The following is a 23,696-nucleotide window of genomic DNA, read 5'->3' on the forward strand; positions in this document are numbered from 1 at the left end:
TGGCGGCCAAAATGGCTTTCCACCACAGATGGAACCAGGCCGTGACGATTTCTACAAACCTTACGCCGCAAGCGGGTGCGCTAAGCGCGATGGCGCGCGCACTGGCTGACGGGCCGCAGCCGCACACCGGGCTCCAAGGGCTGGCCACGGCCTTGGCGGCACGCATCGGTTATCGCTTGTTCACCGTCCTGGTCCTTGACCGGCAAGCGGGCTTGAGCCGCCGCTACTTCTCAAGCCGGCCGGACGCCTACCCGCCGGGCGGCGCCAAGCCGATACGCGAAGACAGCGATTTTTTTGCCCGCGTCGTGCAAGACGGCAAGGCCAGGATCTGCGCCGACCGCGCCGCCTGCGTAGCAGCGTTTCCGGACCATGAACTGATCCGGTCGCTGGGCTGCGAAAGCGCGGTCAACGTGCCCGTGCGCTGGAACGGCCAGACCATTGCATCGCTCAACCTTTTGCATGAGGCCGGCTGGTACCGAGCCGACATGCTGACCGAGCTGGACTGGTATGGCGCGCTTGCCATTCCGGTCGTTCAGAACATCATTCAAACAGTACGACAACAAGGGGAACAACCATGAAACGCCTGTGCACTTACCTTGCCGCGCTGCTGCTGCCTTGCAGCATGGCGCAAGCCGCCTCCGCCGACGCCTACCCGGCCAAGGCCATCACCATCGTCTATCCCTATGCGCCGGGGTCGGCGTCGGACACGATGACCCGGCTGCTGGCCGAGTCCATGTCCAAGCGCCTGGGCCAGCCCATCATCGTGGACAGCAAGCCGGGCGCGGGCGGATCCATCGCCACCGAACACGTCGTGCGGGCGGCTCCGGACGGTTACACGCTGCTGCTGAGCGCCAGCGGAACCATCTCGGTCAACCCGCACATCTACAAGCTGCGGTACAGCACGCTGGACGACCTGGCGCATATTTCCATCGCCGTCGAAGTGCCGTTCGTCTTCGTGGTCAACAAGACGTTCCCGGCGCAGACCTATGCGGCCTTCAAGGCGCTGGATGGCTCCAAGCCGGGTGGCCTGACGTCGGCCAATGCGGGCCTGGGCACGCAGGCGCATCTGACGCAGGCGGCCTTCGCCAAGCTGGCGGGGCTGAACCTCAGCATCATCGGCTACAAGGGCGCGGCCCCGGCCGTGAACGACATTCTGGGCGGGCACGTGGACTCCATGATGGACAACGCGGCGTCCCAGATTCCGTATGTCACCGCCGGCAAGACGACGGCACTGTTCGTGACCAGCGACTATCGTTTCAGCGGCTACCCCCAGGTGCCGACCGCCAAGGAAGTGGGCGTGACAGGCTTGGTTCCGGCTGGGTGGTTTGGACTGGCGGCGCCCAAGGGCACGCCCCCCGCCATCGTCGACAAGCTTCATGACGCGATGGCGGCCAGCCTGAAAGAGCCCGACATGCAGCGCAAGTTGCAGGAACTGGGATGGGTCGTCGTCGGCAACACCCCGAGCGAGGCCCTGGCGCGCGCACGCAAGGACTACGACCTGCTCGGCCAGGTGGCCCGGGACATCTCGTTAAAGCCCAATTGACGCCCCGGCGGGCCCCCTCGGCCCGCCCGCCCTGCCCTTTTTCCTTACACGAAACACGCCGGTTTGTGGCAGGATGCGCGTGCATCCGCCTTTTGCGAGCCCGCCACGGGCTCGCGATGCCACCAACCACGGAGTGTCATTCGAATGAAGTTCAAAGCCTTGGCCCTGGGTATCCTGCTGGTCGGCGCAAGCGCCGCACAGGCGGCGACGGTAAAGGAAGTGTTCAACGGCGCCATGTTGGGCGCGAACCAGCGTTATCTGGAATCGGTTGCCGGCGTGCCTCGGGAATCCTTCGGCAATGACCACGTCTTCGTGGTGCAACAGTGTCAGGTCAGGGCCACCATCGGCAACGGCAAGGTGACGGCGCTGCGCCTGGAGCTGGCGCCGGGCTGCGAGGCCGACTTGAAAAGCTTCATCGGCGAAGACGCCCCCAAAGCCGGCCAGCCCATCACCCCCGGCATGTTCGGCCGGGGCCTGCGCTACACCGCGGATTGCCTCTCGCAGTGCGGCAACGCGGCGGACCCGTCCGTTTACGCGCTGTGGACGGCGCCGCGTTCGTCGGGCGCCGTGGAAGTGCTGATGGAGACGGTGTTGGTCAGCGGCAAGGCAATGGACGCCGCCGACGCCTGGGAAGCCCAGATCAAGAAGGCTGCCGGTGAGGACTACGTGATGGACACCAAGTTCAATTGCGAAACGCGCTTTGACGACGCGGCCCAGGCCGCCTTCAAGGACGTGCCCGTCACCGCCATTACCGTCGGCTACGGTCTGCCCACGCAGCGTTGCCGATAAGTGGTCTGGTGGTATTCAGGAATGTGGCCTGATTGAACAGGCCGCCACAGCCCTACACTTTTGCTTTCCGCGCCGGCCGGCCATCGTCAAGATGCCGGCCGCGTTTTCTTCAAAGTGTGGAGTGATGTCATGAATCCATTGCCGGCCAGCCTGCGCGCCGCCGACTTCTTTTCCCCGACCGTTGCGGCGCTGATCTCCGTGCTGGTCAATTACGGCGGCACCTTCGTGCTGGTGTTCCAGGCCGCCGAGTTGGCCGGGCTGACACCGGCGCAGACCGCGTCGTGGGTGTGGGCGGTGTCCGTGGGCGTGGGCATCACGGGGGCAATGCTGAGTTTTCGCTACAAAGCGCCGATCATCACCGCGTGGTCCACCCCCGGCGTCGCGTTCCTGGCCACGGTGATGCCGTTCACGCCCTATGGCGAAGTGATCGGCGCGTATGTCATTTCAGCGCTGGGCTTTGTGGTGCTGGGCATGTCGGGCGCCTTTGAAAAGCTGGTGCGGTTGATACCGGGCGGCATCGCGGCAGGCCTGCTGGCGGGCATCCTGCTTCAGTTCGGAGTCAATGCCTTTGGCGGCGCCAGCGTCGAGCCGCTGCTGGTCATCGTCCTGGTGGTGTCGTACGCGCTGCTCAAGCGATTCACGTCGCGCTTTGCCGTGGTCGGCATCCTGGTCATCGGCCTGGCGATGCTGATCGCGCAAGGCCGCATTGATTTTTCCGCCGTGCACTTGAGCCTGGCCACGCCGGTATTCGAAATGCCGCGGTTTTCGCTGAACGCCTTGCTGGGCGTGGCCTTGCCCCTGTTCATCATCACGCTGACCGGCCAGTACATGCCCGGCATGCTGGTGCTGCGCAACGACGGCTTCAAGACCAGCGCCAACCCGATTCTGGTCACGACGGGGTTGGGCTCGTTGCTGATGGCCCCATTTGGCGCGCACGCGTTCAACGTGGCGGCAATCACGGCGGCCATCTGCACCGGCCCGGACGCGCATCCCGACCCGCGCAAGCGCTACCTGGCAGGCTTGGCGTGCGGACTGTTCTACGTTTTGGTCGGCACCTTCGGCGTGACGCTGGCCACGCTGTTCATGGTGCTGCCCAAGGCCTTCATCACCACGCTGGCCGGGCTGGCGCTGCTGGGCGCCATCGGCGGCAGCCTGGCCAATGCCATGGCCGACGCCCGCACGCGCGAAACCGCGCTGATCACCTTCCTGGCCACCGCCGCGAACGTCACGCTGCTGGGCGTGGGCGGCGCGTTCTGGGGCCTGGTGGCCGGCCTGACGGCGCACCTGCTGATCCATGGCGGCCATCGCACGCTGGTTGGCAGCGCGGCCAGACCGTAGGCGCACGGGGCCGCCAGGCAGGTCCCCATACCCAGCGGTCAGGCAGGCCCCACCAATACCCCAGCCGCCAGGCACGCCACCAATCGCCAAGCCGCGATGCACGCCATGAGCGCTACCGGCGTGGCGTGCGCGCCAACGCATTACGCAGCCGCAGCAGCGCGGCTTCGATCTCGTGTTCGGCCAACGACGCGTAGCCCAGCAGCCACCCTTCCAGGCGATCCACCCCCGCGTACAGGCGACTGATCCCGGGCAGCACGATACCGGCCGCGGCCGCTTGCCGGATGGTCTGTTCTTCGGACCATCCCGCTTGCAGCAGGCAAGGCACCTGCAAGCCGCCCGGCGGCCGGATGGCGGTGACGATGCCCGACAGGTGCCGCCCGATGGCATCCAGCATGCAGGCGCGGCGCGACGCATACAGCTTGCGCATGGCCCGCACGTGCGCGTTGTAGTGGCCGTCTTCCATGAAGCGCGCCAGCGTCAGTTGCAGCACCTGCGGCGTGTGCCCGTCAATGATGCTGCGGGCGCGGGCAAAGGCGTCGACCAGCTCAGGCGGCAACGCCATGTAGCCCATTCGCAAGCCGGGGAACAACGTCTTGCTGAAGGTGCCCAGATACAAGGTCCGATCAAACTGGTCCACGCCCTGCACGCACGCGGTAGGCGGGCCGTCGTAATGGAATTCGCTGTCGTAATCGTCTTCGATGATCCAGCGCCGGTTCTCATGTGCCCAGCGCGTCAGCATCAGGCGCCGCTCCAGCGACAGGATGGCGCCGGTGGGGTATTGATGCGACGGCGTCACATAGACGCAGTTGGCGCCGCTGGGGTCCTGCCGCAGCAGGTCCATGCGGATGCCGTCCGCGTCCACATCGATCGGCACGATACGGGCCTGCGCAGCTTCAAACGCCTTGCGCGCGCCGAAGTAACCCGGGTTCTCCATCAGGAGCGGGCCGTCGGCATCCACCAGCAGTTGCGCGCACAGCGTCAGCGCCTGCCGCGTGCTGGACAACACCAGGATCTGGTCCGCCGACACCCGGGCGCCGCGCTCCAGGTTCAGGTAGTCGGCAATTGCACGGCGCAGCGGCCCGGCCCCTTGCGGGTCGCCATGCAGCAGCACGCTGCCGCGATGCGCTTTGAGCACTTGGCGTTGCAGGCGTTCCCAGACATCCACGGGAAAGGTGCGCGTTTCGGGCAGGCCGGTGGCGAACGCCCTGACCGCTTGCTGGTCGCTCACGCCGCCGCTGTCAAAGATCGCGGTACCGCGTCGGCTTAGGCCGGGGCTTGCCTTAAGCGGCGCCGCATTGCCGCCTTGCTCCGCCCTTGCACCCTGCCCCGCCCTTGCGCCCTGCCCAGCCTGCGCGCCACGCCGAGACTTGATGCGCCCGCCCGCCGCGCCGCGCAGGACGGCGCCCACGGTATCGGACACATAGCTACCCGAGCCTTCGCGCCGCACGATGTAGCCATCACGATGCAGCTGCACGTAGGCGTTTTCCACGGTGTCGCGCGCCACGCCCAGGGACAAGGCGAGCCCTCGCGTGGCGGGCAGCTTCACGCCCGCACCCAGCGCACCGTCCAGGATCAACGCGCGTAGCGCGCGCTGGATGCGCTGATGCAGATCCAGGCGCGCAAACTCTGCGTCGCCCAGCCGCATTTTCAGCGTGTCGAGTTCAAACGTTTTCACCATGCGGCGGGAAGCCGATGCAGATGGCGATGGCGATGGCGACGCAAACGCACATGCACATGCACATGCACATGCACATGCACATGCGGGTGCGACTGCCGCGGCTCACGCCGCGCTCGTTCAGGGTGTTGCCGGGTCATGATCAGTCCTTGATGTGGACCGGCCACGGCTCGCGCGAGGCGAACCGTGGCGCGTGGACGCCGTAATTTAACGGATCAAGATCAATACCGGTAATTCACGCCCAGCATCGCGCTGAACGGCGCGCCGTAGTAGTTGCTGTAGACGTTGGTGCTGGCGTAGTACTTCTTGTCAAAGACGTTGTTCAGGTTCAAGGTTGCCGACCATTGGCGGTTGACCTGGTAGCGCGCCATCAGGTCGACCAGCGCATAGCCGCTTTGCGACGATTCAAACTGCTGGCCGCCGGGGCCACGGCTGGAATAGTCGCTGCCGCTTTCCCAACGCACACCGCCGCCCACGGTCAGCGCGCTCAGCTCGCCCGGCAGGCGATACGTGGTGTACAGCTTGGCGATGTGGCGCGGCAGCCCGACCTGCGTGATGAAGCCTTGCGGCAGGCGGCGGTCCACGTAGGCATACGACAGCTGCACCTGCCAGCCTGCGCTCAGCGCGCCGCTGAGCTCGGCTTCCACGCCGCGCATCACCGCGCCATCGGCAGCCACATACGCGCTGTCGCCATTGGGCGCCAGATTGTCGCCGTCGACCATCGCGTAGTTGTCCTGGCGGGTGCGGAACAATGCCACCGAACCATTCAGGCGGCCATCCAGCCACGTCGACTTCAGGCCGACTTCATAGGTGTTGCCCTTGATGGGTTCCAGCACGCCGCCCGACACATTCTGCGCCTGCTGCGGTTGGAAAATGCTGGTGTAGCTGGCGTAAGCGGACAGGGTCGGCGTCAGGTCGTAGACCAGCCCGGCGTAAGGCGTGTAGACGCCCTGCTCGCGCATATTGTCGGGATACGAGGTGCCGTCGTTGTAGTTGTAGGACGCCTGCTGGTCCCACCACGTCACGCGCGATCCCAGCACCACGGACAGGGCATCGGTGGGACGCAGGCGCAGCGCGCCGTAGATCGACGATTGCTTTTCGGTGTAGTCGCGCTTGCCGGTTGTCTGCCAGTCGGGCTCGGGCATGTTGCCGGACCAGCCGCGTATGTCCGGAATCTTTGCGTCGTAGCCCGGCGCGGTCCACAGCGGGTACATGTCGTAGTCGCCATTGGTGTGCGAGGCGCTGGCGCCGATCACCACATCGTGCTGGCGGCCGAACGCGTTGAAGGCGCCGGTCAGGCTGGCGTCCACGGCGTTCTGCGTTTTGGGAATAGGCCATTTCGCCACCCACAGGGACGCGCCGCGACCCGAGTTCGGGTCCGCCCAGCCATTGCTGCTGAACCAGCCATAGGTGCGGTCGTTATCGTCGCCCGTATGCGACAGGGTGACCGACCCCTTCCACAGCGGCGCGAATTCGTGGTCCAGCGTGGCGAACACGTTGTAGCGCGTGCGTGTCTGGCGGCTCCAGTCGGTGGCCGAGTTGAAGCTCTGGCGGAAATCCGTCTTGGTGCCGTCCGCGTAGGCCGCCGGAAAGCCGAAGTACGAGCACGCCGTGCAATGCTTGCGCTGGTACTCGCCGCCCAAGGTCAGCATGGTGCGTTCGCCCAGATCGGCTTCGATCACGCCGTACAGCAACTGCGAATCCTGCTTGACGCGATCGATGAACGAGCCGCCCTCTTGCCATGCGCCCACGACGCGGCCGCGCAGCTTGCCGGCTTCATCCAGCGGGCTGCCCAAGTCGAACTCCGTGCGCTTGTAGTCCCATGACCCCACGGCCGCGCCCACACTGGCCTGGAAGTCCGACGTGGGCCGCTTGCGCACCAGGTTGATGGACGCCGCCGGGTTGCCCGCGCCGTTCAACAAACCCGTGGACCCGCGCACCACTTCAATGCGGTCGTACAGCGCGGTGTCCAGCCCCAGTGCGTTGAAGTCCTTGTGCGTGGGCACGCCGTCCACCTGCATATTGGTGACTTCCATGCCGCGCGCGTACAGGCCTTTTTCGTTGTCATCGGCCGACCCTTTCTTCTTGAAGGTCAGCCCGGGCGTGTTGGCGATGGCGTCTTCCAGCGTATTCAAGCCCTGGTCCGACAGGCGTTGGCGCGTCATCACCGAGACCGACTGCGGCGTCTCGCGCAAGCTCATCGGCAGCTTGGTGGCGGTGGTGCTCAGGCCCACGGTGTACGAGTCGGTGCCTTCGCTGGGGCCCGGTTCACGCGAACCCAGCACCTCGACGGGCGCCAGCGTCTGCGCCGCCGCGCGCCGCACCCCATAGTTGTTGCCGCCCTGGCTGACGGCTTCCAGCCCCGTGCCCGCCAGCATGGTCGCCAGGCCCGAGGCGATGCCGTATTCCCCTTGCAGGCCCGTGCTTTGCTTGCCTTGCGTCAGCGAGGCGTCGAAGGACAGCACCACGCCGGCCTGGGCGGCGAAGCGGCTCAAGGCCAGGCCCAGCGGGCCGGCCGGCACGTCGTAGCGCCGCGCGCTGGCGGCGGTGTCGGCAGCTTGCGCCCACGCGGGCGGGGCCGACGCCAGCGTCAACAACGCGGTGAAGACGGCGCAGGCAGCAGGCGCCAAGGCGCCGGGATGGCGAGGTTTGGTCAAAAGGGAAGGCATGGGATGAAGGTTTCCGTGAATCAAATCCGACGTAATCCCTGCTAAGTCGGATGAGCGCGGAAAAAGGACAATGCCCGGCAAAAATAATGTCAGCCCCGGGCGGTTATCCGGGTGTAGTAGCGGGTGAAACGGGATATGCGCACGGGTAACGCGCGCTCCACGGCGGCCAGCGCGCGGTCGGTGTCGTCAATGGGAAACGCGCCCGACACGCGCAGCTGGGCCACGGCATCGTCGCAGCGCAGGTGGCCGGGGCGGTAGCGGTCCAGCTGGGCCACGAAGTCGCCCAGCCGCATGCCGTCCACGATCAACAGGCCACGCGTCCAGGCGTCCGGCTCGCCGATGATCTGGCCTTCATGGCGGGCGGCGACGGCTTGCAGCGTGCCCTGTTCGCCCGCCTTGAGCAGCAGCGCCGCGCCGCCGTCGGCGGGCAGCAGTTCGACCGCATGACGCAGCACGGCCACCCGCGTCAGGTCGTCCAGGCGCTGGACGGTAAAGCGCGTGCCCAGTGGCCGCACTGTGCCGTGGGGCGTGGTCACGCGTAGCGGGGGCACGCCGGGTGCGGCGTGTTCGGTGTCGATCAGGATCTCGCCCGCATGCACGGTGATGTGGCGGCCGCGCGCGTCCATGGACACGTCGACCGCGCTGGCGCTGTCCAGCCACAGCAAAGTGCCGTCCGCCAGCGTCAGTTCGCGCCGCTGGCCCGTGCCCATGCGGTAGTCGGCCAGATAGCCGGCCACCATCTGGTCGACCGGCAAGACGCGCCAGGCCAGCATGCCGCCCGCGCCCACCAGCGCCACCGCGCCCAAGCCGCTGCGCAACACGGCGCGTCGGCGCGCAAAGTGGTGGTCCGCGCGGTTCAGCGTATCGGCGGCAAGCCGGGCGGGCGCCGCGCCCAGGGTGCCGCGCAGGCGTTCCACCTGGCGCCAGATGCGCGCGTGTTCAGGGTCGGCCGCCAGCCAGCGGCCATGCGCCGCCACATCGGCCGCGCTGACTTCGTCGGCGCAAAGCCGTGCGTACCATTGCGCCGCCGCGGCAATCGTCTTGTCGGCCATCGGCGTCTACTGCCTTTCCAAGGCGTACACCAGGCAATGCTCGGTAGCACGCGCCATGTATTTCTTCACCGAACTGACGGTGACGCCCAATTGCGCGGCGATGTCCGCATAGCTGGCGCCTTCCAGCTGCGACATCAGGAAGGCGCGCCGCACCTTGTGCCCCAGGCCGTGCAGCATGGCGTCGATCTCGCGGATGGTCTCCAGCAGGATGGCTTGCGTCTCGGGGGACACGGCATGCGCTTCGGGCTGCTGCGCCAGCGTTTCCAGCCAAGCGCGTTCCAGCACCTGGCGCCGGATGTGATCCACCAGCGTGCGCTGCGCCACCGTCGCCAGAAAGCTGCGCGGTTGCCGCACGCCTTGCAATTGCGCCATCGACGCCGGCGACGAAAGCAGCCGCATGAACGTGTCCTGCGTCAGGTCGGCCGCCTCGGCGGGCACGTTCAGCCGCCTCAGCAACCAACCCCGCAACCACCCGTGATGGTCGCGGTAGAGCAAGCCCAGCGCTCGGTGCTCCAGAGATTCCAAGGACGACATGGCCGTGGCGACCGCTACCCCAATTTTTAAGAATGGGAATTGTAATCATTATTGATGGCGGTCGCCAAGCGGTCTGCAAGCGGCGGTAGACTGCAAGATTCGGGTGCGCGCCAAGCTGCCTTGTCCGCCCCCGCCACCGCCTCAGCCGCCCCCTCTATCCCCATGCCCAACGCCTTGATCATCATCGACGTGCAGCGCGCCTTGTTCGACACCACGGACACGCAGCCGGCGCCCGCCGACGCCACCGACGTACTGGACCGCATCAACGCGTTGGCCGAACGTGCCCGCCAGGCTGGCGCCCCCGTCATCTACGTGCAGCACGAGGCCCCGGGCAGCGCCTTGGCGCACGCAGAGCCCGGCTGGGAACTGGACCCGCGCCTGCGCCCCGCGCCCAACGACATGCGCGTGCGCAAGACCACGCCCGATTCCTTCCTGCGCACCACGCTGGGTCAGACGCTGTCCGACCTGGGCGTGACGGCGGTGGCGGTCTGTGGCTACGCCACGGAATTCTGCGTGGACACCACCGTACGGCGCGCGGCGGCCTTGGGCTTTGCGGTGACGATAGCCGCCGACGCGCACACCACGCACGACAAAGCGCATGCATCCGGCGCCCAGATCCGCGCGCATCACAACGCCACCCTGCCCGCCATCACCAGCTTTGGCGTGAAGATCGTTGCGCTGCCCGCTGCCGATGTCGATTTCGGGCGGGCCGGGGTTTAACGGATCGAGTCCAACAACGTCTTCGCCTCGGCGCGGCGGCCGTCGTCGGCCGTCTCGCGGCCCGGGCGCGGCGGCGCCTTCAGCGCCTTTTCCAGGTACGGCACCGCTTCAGGCTTGCGATTGCGATAGACCAGGTAGTCGGCGTAGAAGTAATTGGTGTCGATGCCGTCCGGATTGATCGCCAGCGCCTGCTGGAGCAGGGCCTCGGCCTTTTTGTTGTCGCCAAATCCGACCGGCCAGCCCGGCACCTTGTAATAGAGCACGCCCAGGCTGTTCAACGCCGATCCGCCCAGCGCCTTGCTGTCGATCTGGATAGCCGTTTCGTATTCCGCCTTGGCCTGCTTGGCCAGGCTTAACGCACCCAAGCCGCCCTTGGCCCCGGCCCATGAACTGAGGATGATGCCTTCCCAGATGTGCGGCTCGGCGCTGCCTTTGTAGCGCGCGGTCAGTTCGTGCGCCTGTTGCGACAGCGCTTCGAAGCGGGCCGCGCGTTGGTCCGCGGGCGTCTGATACTGGATCGTGGCCCAACCGGATTGCAGCGCGCGGATGCCTTGGTCCAGCTCGGCGGGCGCCGCCAAGGAAATCGTTGACAGGGAAAACGTCAGCGCCACGCCGGCAAGCAGGTTTGCACAGGCGGCGCGCAGATAGGGACGTGAGTTCATGATGAGGATCCTGTAGGAAATTTGTTGGCCGTCAAGGCGCGGCGGTGTTTGGAAAATGCGCCATCCAGCCATTCCGGACACAAGCCATTGAGCCGCGCGGCAATGGCCTCGACGCCGCCCGCGAAACCCTGGCGGCTTTCACGTTGCAGCATCCGCAGGACGCGTGCGGCGATCGCCTGCGGCGTATCGCTGGCCGAACCGGTCGCCTGGTTGAACGCCTGGACTTCCGGCGTGTTGAACGGCGTGTCGATGCCCCGTGGCGCGTAGTACTGCACGCGTATTCCGGTATCGGCCAGCTCGCGGCGCAGCGCCTCGGTGTAAAGCCGAAGTGCCGCCTTGCTTGCGCCATAGACGGCAAACCCCGGCACGCCCAGGCTGCCCAGCGTGGAGCCGATATTGAGCACCTGCGCGCGCGGGTGGGATCGCAGCACCGGCAGCATGCCCGCGATCAACATCATGGGCGCGACGACGTTGGTTTCCATCACGCGATGGGCCTCGTCGGCCTGCAACCGATCGGCCGGGCCGAATGCGGCCACCGCCGCGTTATTGATCAGCACGTTCGCGCCCCGCGCCGCCGCCGCGTCCACAATCGCCGCGCGACCACTGTCGGTGGTCACGTCCACGACCAGCGCGTCCACCCGCAGGCGATCTGTTGCCCCCGCGTTCAACGACTGCGCCAGCGCCAGCAGCGGTCCCGCCGTGCGACCCACCAACAGCAGGCGCGCACCTTCGTCAACCAGCCGGCGCGCGATGGCGCTGCCCAGCCCCCCCGCCGCGCCCGTCAACACCACCGAGGCGTCGCGCGGGCTCATGCGCCCGCCCCTTGCGATGCGGCACGTGGCAACGCCTGGAAGATCGCGCCGTACAGGTGATAGAACATATTGGCGGCATGGACGACCGCGGCCTGGTCGGCGGCGCTGTCGAGCCGATTCATCAGGTCGGCAAAGTGCGCGGTGTGCTCCTGGTCCAGCGTGCCATGGGAACGCAGGTAGCTAAAGGCAGTCGCCGGCAGCGCCAGCTTGCTTTGGATCTGGTCGGCGGCATTCAAGGCCAACGCCACGCTGGTGCCTTCCAGCACGTGCACCATGCCAAAGAAACTTATCGGGTTCTTGCGTGCAATCGTGTCGTACGCGTAGGCCACCATGATCTCGGTGGCCGCGCCCGGCCCGGCGGCGTGGACGGCGTCCGCATTTATTCCCAACGCACGCAGGTCGTTCAGTATCCATTCGTCGTGTCCCGTTTCCTCTTCGATGTACTCGTCGACGGCGCTCTGCATCCAGCTCAGCCGCGCGGGCAGGCGCGCGCGCAACGCATGCATCAAGGGCACGGTGTGGGTGACGTGGTGGTAGGCCTCTTGCAGGAAAGCCTTGTACGCGGGCAGGGAAACATCGCCGCGCAGGCAGTCCTGAATGATGGGAGTGGCCACCAGGGCCTGCCGGCCTTGCCGCGTCTGATCCAGCAATTGTTCGAAGAATGTCATGATCGTTTCAAGCCAAGGGTTGTGCGGAGGTCCGCGAAAAAAGATCGGCGTGCAGGGCCGCCACGGCGGCGCGGCGCGCGCGTCCGTTCGGCGTGCTAAGGCCACTGGCCGCGCTGAATTCGGCACGCGCCCGCACCCAGCGGCCGATGCGCGCATAGTCAGGCAGCGTGGTGTTGACGCGGTCGATGGCGGCCTGCAAGGTGGCGTCGTCGACGTCGCCCAGCGGCCAGATCACGGCGCCCAATTCGGGCTGGCCTTCGCCCAACACGACAGCCTGCGCAATGCACGCCTGCCCGCCCAGTGCAAGCTCGATCCACTCCGGCGACACGTTGCGTCCGAAGCCGGTGATCAGCACGTTTTTCTTGCGCCCCTGTACATGCAGAAAGCCCGCTTCGTCCAGATGCCCCAGATCGCCGGTGGCCAGCCACTCCCGTGGCGCGGTCAGCTCGCCCAGGTAGCCCAGCGCGTGCGTGCCGGCGATTTCAATTTCGCCATCGGGCGCCACGCGTACCTTCGCGTGGGGCAGCGGCCGGCCACAAGAACCGTTGCGCTCGGCCCCGGGCAGATTCAAGGTCTGCACGGAGCACGCCTCGGACAGGCCATAGCCTTCGTATGCCGGCAAGCCCAGGGCGCGTGCGGCGTCCAGCAGCCCTTTGCCCACCGCCGCGCCGCCCACCGCCATCAGCCGCAATGCGGCAGGCGCGCGCGTGGCTGTCGCGTGCAACCAGCCCGCATACGCGCGTAGCATCTGCGGCAACACGATGACGCTTTGGGCGTCCGCATCCATCAGGGCGCGGTGAAACACGGCCGGGTCGAAGCGGGACGAACCCTGCAAGCCGACCTCGTTCAAGGGCCGCACGCACACGGCGGCGCCCTCGATCAGCGGTGAATACACGCCAGCAATATTCTCCAGCAGCACCGGCAACGGCAGCGCGGACAGGTGCCGTACGACTCCCAGCGGCCGGGTGGCCTCGGCCAGGCTGGCCGCCACGGCCAGCATCTCTTGCGCGCCCAGGCACACGCCTTTGGGGCTTCCGGTCGAACCTGACGTGAAGGTGATCTTCGCGGTCCGCGCGGGCAGCGCCACCGCCGCCACGGCACGCCGGAACAACACCGACGTGTCCGGCAGCGATTCCAAGGCCTCGAACCCGAAGGCCTGCAACAAGGGCTGAATGGACGCGGGACCCACGACGACGTTGACGCCCGCCGCGTTCAAGGTGTCGCGCCACTGACCGGGCGTGAAGAACAGCGGCAAAGGCACGTGGACCACGCCCGCCTTCAGGCAGGCCAGGTCATGCACGATCCAGTCGGCGCCGTTATCCATCAACGACGCGACGACTCGCGCGCCATGTGCCGCAAGCACCTGGGCGCGGGCTTCGATGCGGCTGAGCAGCGCGGCATGGTCCACCGCATGCGCGACCGTCCGCAAGGCGGGAAGCCGCGCCCGCGCGGGTTCGTTCAACAAGGAAAAAAAGTCATGCGGGTTCATGCGGCCTGCTCCGGAAAGCGCGCCAGGATGGCGTGCAGGCGTCCGGCAAACACTTGTGGGCCGTGCGCGTAATAGGTGCCCCAGTCGGCACGTTCGTGCTCGCTGAGATGGTCCGCCGTGGCGGTGCACAGCGGTTGATGCGCCAGGCCCATCCGCACGAACAGCTGATGCAGCTCGCGGGTCAGCGTGCTGACGGCCCAATCGAAACCTTGCTGATGCAGATGGCGAGCCAGCAGCGGCACGAGCAAGCGCCCCGCGCCCGGACGGACGGCGGCGAACTGGCCGGCTTCGACGATGCGCCCTCTTGCGACCAAAGCGCCCTCGTCAAGCAGGTATTTTTCTATCGGTGCGGCCAGATAGCGTTCCAGGAACAAGGGATCGGCGGCGCCGCGATAGCCCGCGGCGGCCAGGATTTCCCCGTCGCTCTGCACGCTGACCAGGGTGGGCAACCAATCATTGATCTGCGCCCCGAACCGTTGCTGATAACGTTGCCGGATATACGATTCAACGCGCGCCCGCATCGGATCTTCCGGCGCATGCACGTGCAAGGTGGCGACAGCGGACGCGGGGCGCGAGGCCATCGGCAATCCGGCAGGTAGGGCTAAGAGCTTGGTGTGCGACATACTGGCTTCCAGTCGAGCGGGGTTTCCTCAGACAACGGAGCGCAGCTTAGGCATCGAACCTTAATGACAAATTAACCGGCGGCCGGTGGTAATCTCGTCCCCATACGGTCAGCAGGCAATCCATGCGAATCCTCATCATTGAAGACGACCCGCTTATAGGCGACGGGCTGAAATCCGGGCTACGGCTTCTGGGCTATGCCGTGGATTGGTTCACCAACAGCCGCGACGGCGACCACGCCATGGGCGTCGTGCATTACGACGCCGTGGTGCTGGATCTGGGACTGCCCGGCGAAGACGGGGTGGCGTTGCTGACCCGCTGGCGCCACGCCGGACGCACCCTGCCCGTGGTTATCCTGACCGCGCGCGAGGCCGTCGAAAGCCGCATCGCGGGGCTGGACGCCGGCGCTGACGACTACCTGATCAAACCCATTGCGCTGGACGAACTGGCCGCGCGCCTGCGGGCGGTGACACGGCGCGTGGCGGGCAAGCCGGAACCCGTATGGCGCCATGGCGACCTGGACTACCACCCTGCCCTGCACGAAGTGCACTGGAAGGGCCAAAAGGTTGACCTGACCACGCGCGAAGCCCTGCTGCTGGAGCTTTTCCTGACGCACCCGAATCGTGTGCTGACGCGTGACTTCATCCGCGACAAGCTCTACGACTGGGAGGCCGAACTGGAAAGCAACGCGCTGGAAGTCTTCGTGCATCACCTGCGCAAGAAAATCCATCCGAAGATCGTGCGTACCGTACGCGGGTCGGGCTATGCGCTGGGCAAGGTGGACGCCGAATCATGACGCTGCAACGCAGGCTGATCGTCGCCGTGCTGCTGGCCGCTCCATTTGCGTGGCTGGTCACCATCGCCGGCTCCTACTGGCGTGCCTCGCATGAAATCAACGAGCTCTACGACACCGACATGCTGCGCCTGGCGCAGCAGACCATCGCCGTCGCCGGGTTGATCCCGGAGTCGGTCACCACGGTGCCGTTGCCCGCGCCCGCCCCATCGTCGGCCGACACCGGCGACGCAGGGCTGGGCGACCTGTCCGTGGCGATCTGGCGCGGCCCGCACGACGCCCTGGTGCTTGACCCCGACGCGCAGCAGTTTCCGCGCGAAGAACAGCGCGAGGGTTTCTTCAACAGCGTCGTCAACGGCGTGCCGTGGCGCCTGGTCTACCTGAGCGACGCCGCCAGCAACACGCGCGTGGCCGTAGGCCAGCGCATCGGCGAACGCGATGACCTGGCCATCGCCTACGTGGCCAGCCAGATCCTGCCCTGGCTGCTCGGGCTTCCCGTGCTCATCGCTCTGCTGATATTCGCCGTACGCAGGGCCATCCGGCCGGTGCGCGACCTGTCGGCGCAACTGGAGCGCCGCCGCCCGGACGACGCCAACCCCTTGCCCACCGCCAACGTCCCGGGCGAATTGAAGGTACTGGTCGACGCCATGAACGGATTGTTGGCGCGCGTGGGCAGCCTGATCGAACAAGAGCGCCGCCTGACCGCCGACGCTGCCCACGAGCTGCGCACCCCCTTGGCGGCCGTGCGCGCGCAATGGGATGTCGCGCAGCGCACCGAAGACCCGGCCGAGCGCAAGCAGGCGCAAGCCAGTGTCACGCGCGGCATCGAAAGGCTGGACCGGCTGGTATCGCAACTGCTGACGATGGCCCGGCTGGACAGCGCCAATCATGCGGACTTTGGCGGTTCGGTGGACTGGCGCATCGTGGCTGAACAAGCAGTGGGAGACTGCCTTTGGATCGCGGACCGGCGCGACGTCGAGATCGCCGTCGAATGGCCCGACGGTAACGTCCAGCCGCTACCCACCGCGGGCGACGAAGGCGCATTGACCATCATGCTGAAGAACCTTCTGGACAACGCCATTCGCTACGGCCCGCGCCAGTCGCGCGTGCGCTTGAGCTTCGGATCAGCCGACATCACCGTCGACGACGAAGGCACGGGCATCGCCCCTGACGTCCTGCCCCGGCTGGGCGACCGCTTCCTGCGGGCGGCGGGCCATGAAGAAGCCGGTAGCGGCCTGGGGGTGTCCATCGCCCGACGAATCGCCCACAACCATGGCCTGCGCATTGATTTTGCGATGCGCGAGGCTACCGACGGCTTCGGGCGCGGGCTACGCGTATCATTGCGGCGCGGGCAATAGCGCCCTGGCCGGGACCATCACAAAAAAAACAGAAACGACGCCGACACCAGCGTAGGAATCAGTGCGCCAGCCAGCAAGCCCGGCATGCTGACCGCGCCGTTGGCAAAGCTGCCGCGCAGCAGCGCCACGCCCGCCGGGTTGGGCGCATTGGCGATGACGGTCAGCCCGCCGCCGGCCACCGCGCCGGCCACCAGCATGTACTGCGCCTGGCTGGAGATGCCGTCGATCAGCGACCCCAGGTAGGTCAACGCGGCGTTGTCGGTGATGGCCGTCAGCGCCAGGGCGCCGACGAACAGCACGTTTGGCTCCAGCCCGCTGACGATGGGTTGCAGCCACCACTGCTGCATGCCGCCCAGCACCACCAGGCCCGCAAGGAAGAAGCCGACCAACAGCGCCTCTTTGATGATCAACGGGCTTTGATGCGCTTTGTACGCCTGGGTGTAGCCGATGAAAAACAGGAACAGCGCCAGGAACAGGATGGGGTGATGCGCGCTGAGCACGACGGCGGCCAGGAAGAACAGGTGCACGATGATGACCACGGGCGACATCGGCACGGCCGAGTCCTTCATGGCCATCACGTCGCCCGAACGCAGGTACGGCCGCAGCAACACCGTCACCAGCGTGGCGTTGACCAGCACGGCCAGCGCCGCCTTCCAGCCGAACGTGCTGAACATAAAGGCGCTGTCCCAACCCCAGGTGGACGCCACCATCAACACCGGCGGCGCGGCGTACGACGTCAGCGTGCCGCCGATGGAAATGTTGACGAACAAGACGCCCAGCGCCAGGTACTTCAACCGTTCCGGCATCTCGCGATGAAACACCTGCGGCGCCAGCATCATGGCGGCAATCGTCATGGCGGCCGGCTCGGTCACCAACGAGCCGGCCAGGGGCACCAGCGCCAGGCACAACCAGGCCTTGGCGGTTTGGTCGCGCACCGGCAACAGCCGCGCCACGCGTTCAACCAGACGCATCACCACCGTCAGCACCGGCAAGGATGCCGCAATGACCATCACCACGAAAACAAACGCGGGCTCGGTGTAGTTGCGCGATTCGGCATACGCCAGCGCCGTTTCGCCCGACGCGGCCAACGCCATCAAGACCAGCAATATCGCCGCCCAGAAACCGAACACCACTTCGACTTCACCCAGCAGATGCAGCAGCCCGCCATGGCGCTTGCTGCGATGCGCCAGGCGCAGGAACAGCGGCGCCGAAAAGGTGTGCACCAGGGCAAGGGCGAAAACAAGGGCGGCGATGATTTGCAGTGCGGACTCTGTCACGTGTCGGTTCCTGTACGTAAGCGGCGGTCTAGCCGAATTGAATTGCGCGGCGGCTACACCCGCGCCACCTCGACCCAAAGGCGCGTCATGACGACGTGCCTGACCAGTTCAAAAAGATGCGCCGGGGCGCTGGCGGGCACCAGCACCCGCCGTATCAAGGCCTGCAAGTCCACCCGGACGCAGGGCGTGGACGCGGCGCGGTCGCGTTGCTGAAACAGTGTACGCAGGCGCACGCGGCTTTGGCACGGCATGTCGATTTTCAGCTCGGCATCCTCGGGCGCCAACACCGCGTCATGCAGCGCATCCAGCGTCGTGCAGACATACACCGATTCCGGCTGCGCGCAGTCGCCGTCAATCCGCCGGCGCCATTCCTGCGTGCCCACCAGCGCGGACGCGGCGCCTTGCGCGGGCGGGTCGAAACGCAGATGGCTGAATTCAAGCAGTTCAATGAATTCCACAAAGGGCAGTTCGCGCACCACGGTCAAGTCACCGCACCGCACGTCGCCCCGCGCAGGCCAATCCGATTGCTTCATGACACGCTCCCATCAATGGAAAAGGGGGCCAGCCAACAGCCCCCTTTTCACCTTTCAGTACGACATCGGCACGCGATCAGGCGCCGGCCTGAGCCCTTTGAAGCTCGCGGACCCGCTTGCGGTTGCGCACCGTCGAGAACACCAGCCAGGCGGCAAGCGCCAGAATGGCGTAGACAAAGCCGGCGCTGATCGGGCGATCGATAAACACGTTCATGCTGCCGCGCGACAGCAGCAGCGCACGCCGGAAGTTCTCTTCGACCATCGGCCCCAGCACGAAACCCAGCAACAGCGGCGCGGGCGAAAAACGCAGCTTCAGGAACAGGTAGCCCACCAAGCCCAGCACCAGCACCATGCCCACATCGAACAGGTTGTTGTTGGTGCTGTAGACGCCGACACACACGAAGAACAGCGCGGACGGGAACAGGTACTTGTACGGCACCTTCAGCAGCCGTGCCCACATGCCGATCAGCGGCAGGTTCATGACCACCAGCATGACGTTGCCGATCCAGAAGCTGGCGATCAGCCCCCAGAACAGGTCGGCGTGTTCGGTCACCATCTGCGGACCCGGCTGGATACCGTGGATGATCAGCGCGCCCAGCATCAGGGCCATTACCGAGTCGCCGGGAATACCCAGGCTCATGGTCGGGATGAAGCTGGTTTGCGCCGCCGAGTTATTGGCCGCTTCCGGACCCGCCACGCCTTCGATGGCGCCGTTGCCAAAGCGCTTGGGCGTCTTGGACACGCGCTTTTCCACCGCATAGGACATGAACGACGCAATGGTCGCGCCCGTGCCCGGCAAGATGCCCAGGATTGCGCCTATGGCGCTGCCGCGTGCAATCGGCATGGCCGACTTCTTGATGTCGCCGGGTTCGGGTCGCACCGACATCTTGGGGCCCGCGCCCACCGTCGTGGCCTTGCCGATGCGGTTGACGTTGGCGAAGAAGTCCGCCAAGCCGAACAGGCCCATCGCCAGCGCCACCAGGGGCACGCCGTCGCTCAGTTCGATGACGCCGAAGCCGTAACGGATGGTGCCCGTGTTGACGTCGGTACCCACCACGCCCAGCAGCAAGCCCAGGAACACCATGGCGATGCCCTTGATGGCCGAGCCCTTGGCCAGCGTGGCGCCGGCGAACAAGCCCAGCATCATCATCGAAAAATATTCCGCCGGGCCGAACTGGAAGGCCACTTCCACCAGCATCGGCGAGAACAGAATCATGATGATGATGCCCACGCTGGCGCCCACGAACGACGACATGACCAGCATGAACAGCGCCGACCCCGACTTGCCCTGGCGGGCCAGCGGGTTGCCGTCCAGGCAGGTCACCGCGTGTGACGGCGTGCCCGGCAGGTTCAGCAAAATGCAGGTGATGCCGCCGCCATACTGCGCGCCATAGTAGATGCCGGCCAGCATCATCAGCGCGGCCACCGGCGTCATTGCGTAGGTCAGCGGCAGCAGGATCGAAATGGCGGCCAGCACGCCCATGCCCGGCAGCACGCCGATCATGTTGCCCATGAACACGCCGAACAGCGACCACAGCAGGTTCTCCCACTGCAACGCCACGGAAAAACCATGCAATACGTTGTCGAACAGATCCATTTCCTACCCCCAGCGCAGCATCGGAAACTGCAATTGCAGCGCCCAGGAAAACACCACCGCGCCGAACACCGTCATTGCAATGGCGAGAATGGCGGCGGACTTGACGGAGTTGGACGTATCGCCCAGCGCCGAGACGAACACCAGCGCAAACGTGGCGGGCAGGAATCCCAGGAAGCTGCCCAGGATGATGAAGAGCGCGATGCCGGCGGCGATGCACGCCATGCCGCGCACGCGATCGCGGCGCGTAGGCTGGGGCAGCTGTTCTTCCATCATTTCTTCCTGCACTTCATCGGGGTCCGGGCTGAGCGGCACCAGGATGCCCAGCGCGACCAGGAAGCAGCCGATCATCAGCGGGAAATAGCCCGGGCCCATCCGCGCCAGCTCTCCGATGTTGTAGGACGTTGCTTCAAAAATAGTGAGCGCGCCGCACAGGGCGATGAACGCACCGCCCCACAGATCGCGCTTTCTGGAAAATATGGTGCTGCCCACGGCTTGCTCCCCTGTTTGTTGTCGACATGCTTCGGCGCGCGTGATGTCGCAAGCCGAAGGAGGGGGCACTTTAAGGACGACGCCTTGCAATCCGCTTTCAAGCTTTTGCCGGCTTCATCCGGGAAAACCAGCAGGATGAAAGACGCTTGTTCACATCGCTGAACAACGGTGAACATCGCAGCACCGGGGATGTTCACAAACGTGAACAACACGGCAAAGTTCCCGGGCTGCGAGCGGGCTGGCATGGATTTTTCCCGTGCTCGGCGCGCTTGCCAATTCTTGCAACTGCGGGCGCCGATTCCACGCAGGCATAATCCTCGTTTTCGTGGTTTCGAACGCATCGCCATGCTGCCCCCATGCACCACCTGCACCGCCTGCCCCGCCTGCCCCTGACCGCCCGCATTCCGCTTGCGGTGTCGTTGCTGTTCCTTGCGATTTCCGCCGCGCTGATTTCCCTGGCGCTGCATGGCGTGTCGCGCCAGTTCGACAGGCAGGTCGCCAACTTGGGCCAGGTGTATCTGGACGGTTTGTCCGCCGCGATCCTGCCTGCGGTGCGCGCCGACGACCGCACACAGATGGTCGATGTGCTGAACCGCGCGCTGGATACGCATCTGGGCGTGGTTGATCGCACGCTGGCCGTCGTCGCGGCGGACCACCGCCTGCTGGCGCACGTGGCGCGCTACCCCGAGGTTGAGCCGATTCCGCTGGCATCGTTGGCGGACACCTCCGGCACGCTGATCAGCGCAAGATCGGAAGGCGTGTGGACGTGGCGCTTGCTGGACGACGCCCGGCCCGCGCTGGGGACGCTGGTAGCCAACCTGGACGTCAGCGATTTTCATCGGCAACGCCAGGAACTGGCCTGGGAACTGGGCCTGGTGGGATTGGCGATCAGCCTGATCGGCGCGGTGCTGTGCTTTGGCATGGCGCGCCGGCTTCAGCGCCCGATCATTTCGCTGACCGAAGCCCTGCGCGCCGGCCCGGAAGATCGCTTGCGCCCCATGCGCGTGGACACCACCGACCCTGAACTGAAGGAACTGCTGTCGGCCTACAACTGGATGGTGCAAAGCGCGCGGCAACGCGAAGCGCTGACCGAACGCAATGCGCGCATCGAACGCGAAGCGGTGTTGGGGCGGATGTCGGCCGCGCTGGCCCACGAAGTGCGCAACCCCCTGGGCGGGCTGCGCACCGCCGTGCAGACGCTACGGCAATTCGGCGAACGGGAGGATGTGCGCAGCGAATCCCTGGGCTTTATCGAACGCGGCGTCCAAGCGCTGCAAGCGGTGGTGGACGCGAGCCTGCGTACCTTTCGCCCCGGCGCCGCCCTGCTGCACCAGGAAGATATCGCCGACATCCGGCTGATGGTGGGCGCACAGGCCAACCGGGCGGGCGTGCGCGTGGAACTGCATTGCGAAGGCATGCAGGACCGCCGCCTGGCGTTGCCCGCGGGCGCTGTGCGGCAGGTGTTGCTGAACCTGGTGTTGAACGCCATCCAGGCCTCGCCGCGTGGCGAACTGGTGCAGGTGTTTGCGCGCGCGGGCCGCCAGGCACTGACCTTGCACGTGGCCGACGGGGGCAACGGCCTGCCGCCGGCCGCCAGGCGCGCGCTGCTGGGCGCAGCCACCGACGGCGACGGCATGGGCCTGGGCATCGTTGCCGATCTGACAACAACCATGCACGGCCGTTTGCGCGCAACCCGCATGGCCGGCATGGCAACCGGCACGCGCATTTCCGTGCGCCTGCCCTACGGTCCACAGGAAGATACGGCGTGAGCGACATCCAGGTTTTGCTGATCGAAGACGATGAACTGCTGGGCGGCGCGCTGCTTCAACGCCTGCGGCTGGAGGGCATCACCACGCAATGGGTGCAAAGCTGCGCGCAGGCCGTCGAAGTGTTTCGCAGGACCCGCATGCGTCCGGCGTTCTTGTTGGCCGACATCCGGCTGCCGGACGGCTCCGGCGAAGATCTTTACCGACGCTTGATCCCGCATCTGTCCAACACCACCGTCGTGTTCGCCACCGCCTATGGCGACATTGCGCAGGCCGTGCGGCTGGTGTCGGCGGGCGCGAACGACTACCTGACCAAGCCGTACGACACCGATGCGCTGGTGGCCCGCATCCGATCGGTCATCGCCGCGCAGCCGGCCGGCCAGCAAGACGAGGTCTTGGAGAACCCCTACGCGCTGCACGATGAAACCTATCCTTTGGCGCAAGAGCTTGAACGGCTGGCCACCAGCGCCCTGCCCGTGTTGCTGGAAGGCGAAACGGGCTCGGGCAAAGACCGCGCCGCCCGCTATGTACATGCGCGCTCGGCCTATGCGGCCGGCCCCTTCGTTGCCGTCAATTGCGCCACCTTGGCGTCGGACCTGATTGAAAGCCTGTTGTTCGGCCACGTGAAAGGCGCCTACAGCGGCGCCGGGGCCGCGCGCGACGGGCTGTTTTCCCAGGCGGAGGGCGGCACGCTGTATCTGGACGAAGTGGCCGAGCTGACACCCCGGGCGCAAGCCGCGCTGCTGGGCGTGCTGGAAAACGGTCAGTATCGTCCGCTGGGCGACAGCACCGCGCGCCACACCCATTGCCGCATTCTGGCCAGCACCTGCGCCGACCTGCCCGCCGCGATGGCGCAGGGTACGTTTCGCGCGGATCTTTTTTATCGGCTGGCGGTGGCAAGGGTCGCGGCGCCACCGCTGCGCAAGCGGCCCGGCGCGTTGCCCAGCCTGGCACGGTCGTTGCTGGCCGCGCAATCCGCCACGGGCGCGACGCTATCGCCCGATGCCATCCAGGCGCTGCACGACCACCCCTGGCCGGGCAATGTGCGCGAACTGAAGAACCGTATCGCGCGCGCGGTCGTGATGGCGGACGGCGCACAGGTCCATGCCGAGGACCTCTTCCCGGAAAGCAAGCTGGCCGACAAGCCCGACCTGGCCACCACGCGGCTGGACGCCGAGCAGCGCGCCATCCAGCAAGCCATTGCAGAATCCGGCGGCCATATGGGCTTGGCGGCAAAGCGGCTGGGCATCTCGCGCACCACGCTGTGGAAAAAGCTGCGCGCGGCGCGGGATGGCGGGTAGAGGCGCGCGG

21 protein-coding genes and 1 pseudogene are annotated in these 23,696 nt (G+C 66.3%); 9 read left to right on the top strand and 13 right to left on the bottom strand.

All coding sequences use genetic code 11. The features are described from left to right. Nucleotides 1-41: 41 nt before the first annotated feature. The 4 genes from KYT87_RS24240 to KYT87_RS24255 all read left to right on the top strand — a co-directional run bounded on the left by KYT87_RS24240 (nucleotide 42) and on the right by KYT87_RS24255 (nucleotide 3,670). Entirely contained in the window at nucleotides 42-578 is a 537-nt protein-coding gene (locus KYT87_RS24240; RefSeq protein WP_255593494.1) for a GAF domain-containing protein, read from the top strand. After that, the gene (locus KYT87_RS24245; protein WP_120156874.1) at nucleotides 575-1,543 is read left to right on the top strand and encodes a tripartite tricarboxylate transporter substrate binding protein; all 969 of its coding nucleotides are present in this window, start codon (nucleotides 575-577) and stop codon (nucleotides 1,541-1,543) included. The genes KYT87_RS24240 and KYT87_RS24245 overlap by 4 nt, the downstream gene beginning before the upstream one ends. Nucleotides 1,544-1,687: 144 nt before the next feature. Next, nucleotides 1,688-2,332, top strand: a complete 645-nt coding sequence (locus KYT87_RS24250) for a hypothetical protein (RefSeq protein ID WP_104142151.1) — start codon at nucleotides 1,688-1,690, stop codon at nucleotides 2,330-2,332. A 129-nt stretch (nucleotides 2,333-2,461) separates the two neighbouring features. Beyond that, on the top strand, nucleotides 2,462-3,670 hold the full coding sequence (locus KYT87_RS24255) for a benzoate/H(+) symporter BenE family transporter (RefSeq protein ID WP_104142150.1): 1,209 nt from the start codon (nucleotides 2,462-2,464) through the stop codon (nucleotides 3,668-3,670). Between the two features lie 112 nt (nucleotides 3,671-3,782). Here KYT87_RS24255 and KYT87_RS24260 read toward each other — a convergent pair whose 3' ends face one another. From KYT87_RS24260 to KYT87_RS24275, 4 genes and pseudogenes are all read right to left on the bottom strand, one after another. After that, on the bottom strand, nucleotides 3,783-5,348 hold the full coding sequence (locus KYT87_RS24260; RefSeq protein WP_219991041.1) for a PLP-dependent aminotransferase family protein: 1,566 nt from the start codon (nucleotides 5,346-5,348) through the stop codon (nucleotides 3,783-3,785). Between the two features lie 218 nt (nucleotides 5,349-5,566). Then, nucleotides 5,567-8,014, bottom strand: coding sequence for a TonB-dependent receptor (locus KYT87_RS24265; protein ID WP_219991042.1), 2,448 nt, complete (start codon nucleotides 8,012-8,014; stop codon nucleotides 5,567-5,569). Between the two features lie 497 nt (nucleotides 8,015-8,511). Beyond that, a pseudogene (locus KYT87_RS30090) lies at nucleotides 8,512-9,066 on the bottom strand (FecR domain-containing protein); the annotation flags it as partial. Nucleotides 9,067-9,072: 6 nt separating this feature from the next. Next, the gene (locus tag KYT87_RS24275; RefSeq protein ID WP_046803872.1) at nucleotides 9,073-9,600 is read right to left on the bottom strand and encodes a sigma-70 family RNA polymerase sigma factor; all 528 of its coding nucleotides are present in this window, start codon (nucleotides 9,598-9,600) and stop codon (nucleotides 9,073-9,075) included. Nucleotides 9,601-9,762: 162 nt separating this feature from the next. Between KYT87_RS24275 and KYT87_RS24280 the strand changes: the two genes are divergently transcribed. Then, entirely contained in the window at nucleotides 9,763-10,320 is a 558-nt protein-coding gene (locus KYT87_RS24280; protein WP_219991044.1) for a cysteine hydrolase family protein, read from the top strand. On the opposite strand, the gene KYT87_RS24285 is transcribed toward KYT87_RS24280, so the two are convergent. The 5 genes from KYT87_RS24285 to KYT87_RS24305 are packed head-to-tail and all read right to left on the bottom strand — an operon-like array spanning nucleotide 10,317 to nucleotide 14,532. Continuing rightward, a complete protein-coding gene (locus tag KYT87_RS24285) occupies nucleotides 10,317-10,982 on the bottom strand; it encodes a hypothetical protein (RefSeq protein WP_104142141.1) in 666 nt (221 codons plus the stop codon). The genes KYT87_RS24280 and KYT87_RS24285 overlap by 4 nt on opposite strands. Beyond that, nucleotides 10,979-11,794, bottom strand: a complete 816-nt coding sequence (locus KYT87_RS24290; protein ID WP_219991045.1) for an SDR family oxidoreductase — start codon at nucleotides 11,792-11,794, stop codon at nucleotides 10,979-10,981. The genes KYT87_RS24285 and KYT87_RS24290 overlap by 4 nt, the downstream gene beginning before the upstream one ends. Further along, nucleotides 11,791-12,462: a TenA family transcriptional regulator gene (locus KYT87_RS24295; RefSeq protein WP_219991046.1), complete on the bottom strand. Its 672-nt coding sequence runs from the start codon at nucleotides 12,460-12,462 to the stop codon at nucleotides 11,791-11,793. Before KYT87_RS24295 ends, KYT87_RS24290 begins: the two co-directional genes overlap by 4 nt. 7 nt (nucleotides 12,463-12,469) lie before the next feature. Further along, nucleotides 12,470-13,951 carry an AMP-binding protein gene (locus tag KYT87_RS24300; RefSeq protein WP_219991047.1) on the bottom strand — a complete coding sequence of 494 codons (1,482 nt, stop codon included), beginning with the start codon at nucleotides 13,949-13,951 and terminating at the stop codon, nucleotides 12,470-12,472. Further along, on the bottom strand, nucleotides 13,948-14,532 hold the full coding sequence (locus KYT87_RS24305; protein WP_223264705.1) for a thermostable hemolysin: 585 nt from the start codon (nucleotides 14,530-14,532) through the stop codon (nucleotides 13,948-13,950). Before KYT87_RS24305 ends, KYT87_RS24300 begins: the two co-directional genes overlap by 4 nt. Before the next feature lie 164 nt (nucleotides 14,533-14,696). Between KYT87_RS24305 and KYT87_RS24310 the strand changes: the two genes are divergently transcribed. Next, nucleotides 14,697-15,368 (top strand): response regulator, encoded by a 672-nt coding sequence (locus tag KYT87_RS24310; RefSeq protein WP_104142133.1) that lies wholly within the window; start codon nucleotides 14,697-14,699, stop codon nucleotides 15,366-15,368. Then, the gene (locus tag KYT87_RS24315; RefSeq protein WP_219991048.1) at nucleotides 15,365-16,723 is read left to right on the top strand and encodes an ATP-binding protein; all 1,359 of its coding nucleotides are present in this window, start codon (nucleotides 15,365-15,367) and stop codon (nucleotides 16,721-16,723) included. The genes KYT87_RS24310 and KYT87_RS24315 overlap by 4 nt, the downstream gene beginning before the upstream one ends. 17 nt (nucleotides 16,724-16,740) lie before the next feature. On the opposite strand, the gene KYT87_RS24320 is transcribed toward KYT87_RS24315, so the two are convergent. The 4 genes from KYT87_RS24320 to KYT87_RS24335 form a co-directional block, all read right to left on the bottom strand. Continuing rightward, a complete protein-coding gene (locus KYT87_RS24320; RefSeq protein ID WP_046803870.1) occupies nucleotides 16,741-18,000 on the bottom strand; it encodes a putative Na+/H+ antiporter in 1,260 nt (419 codons plus the stop codon). A 53-nt stretch (nucleotides 18,001-18,053) separates the two neighbouring features. Beyond that, a complete protein-coding gene (locus KYT87_RS24325) occupies nucleotides 18,054-18,533 on the bottom strand; it encodes a hypothetical protein (protein WP_219991049.1) in 480 nt (159 codons plus the stop codon). Nucleotides 18,534-18,609: 76 nt separating this feature from the next. After that, nucleotides 18,610-20,130: a tripartite tricarboxylate transporter permease gene (locus KYT87_RS24330; RefSeq protein ID WP_219991050.1), complete on the bottom strand. Its 1,521-nt coding sequence runs from the start codon at nucleotides 20,128-20,130 to the stop codon at nucleotides 18,610-18,612. Between the two features lie 3 nt (nucleotides 20,131-20,133). Continuing rightward, on the bottom strand, nucleotides 20,134-20,619 hold the full coding sequence (locus KYT87_RS24335) for a tripartite tricarboxylate transporter TctB family protein (protein WP_046803867.1): 486 nt from the start codon (nucleotides 20,617-20,619) through the stop codon (nucleotides 20,134-20,136). 356 nt (nucleotides 20,620-20,975) lie between these two features. Between KYT87_RS24335 and KYT87_RS24340 the strand changes: the two genes are divergently transcribed. Both KYT87_RS24340 and KYT87_RS24345 read left to right on the top strand, forming a co-directional pair. Next, complete coding sequence (locus tag KYT87_RS24340) at nucleotides 20,976-22,388, top strand: sensor histidine kinase (protein WP_219991051.1); 1,413 nt, start codon at nucleotides 20,976-20,978, stop codon at nucleotides 22,386-22,388. Next, complete coding sequence (locus KYT87_RS24345) at nucleotides 22,385-23,686, top strand: sigma-54 dependent transcriptional regulator (RefSeq protein WP_219991052.1); 1,302 nt, start codon at nucleotides 22,385-22,387, stop codon at nucleotides 23,684-23,686. Before KYT87_RS24340 ends, KYT87_RS24345 begins: the two co-directional genes overlap by 4 nt. Nucleotides 23,687-23,696 lie beyond the last annotated feature (10 nt).

It is taken from the genome of Achromobacter sp. ES-001 (assembly GCF_019448355.1).
Classification (GTDB): domain Bacteria; phylum Pseudomonadota; class Gammaproteobacteria; order Burkholderiales; family Burkholderiaceae_B; genus Achromobacter; species Achromobacter spanius_B.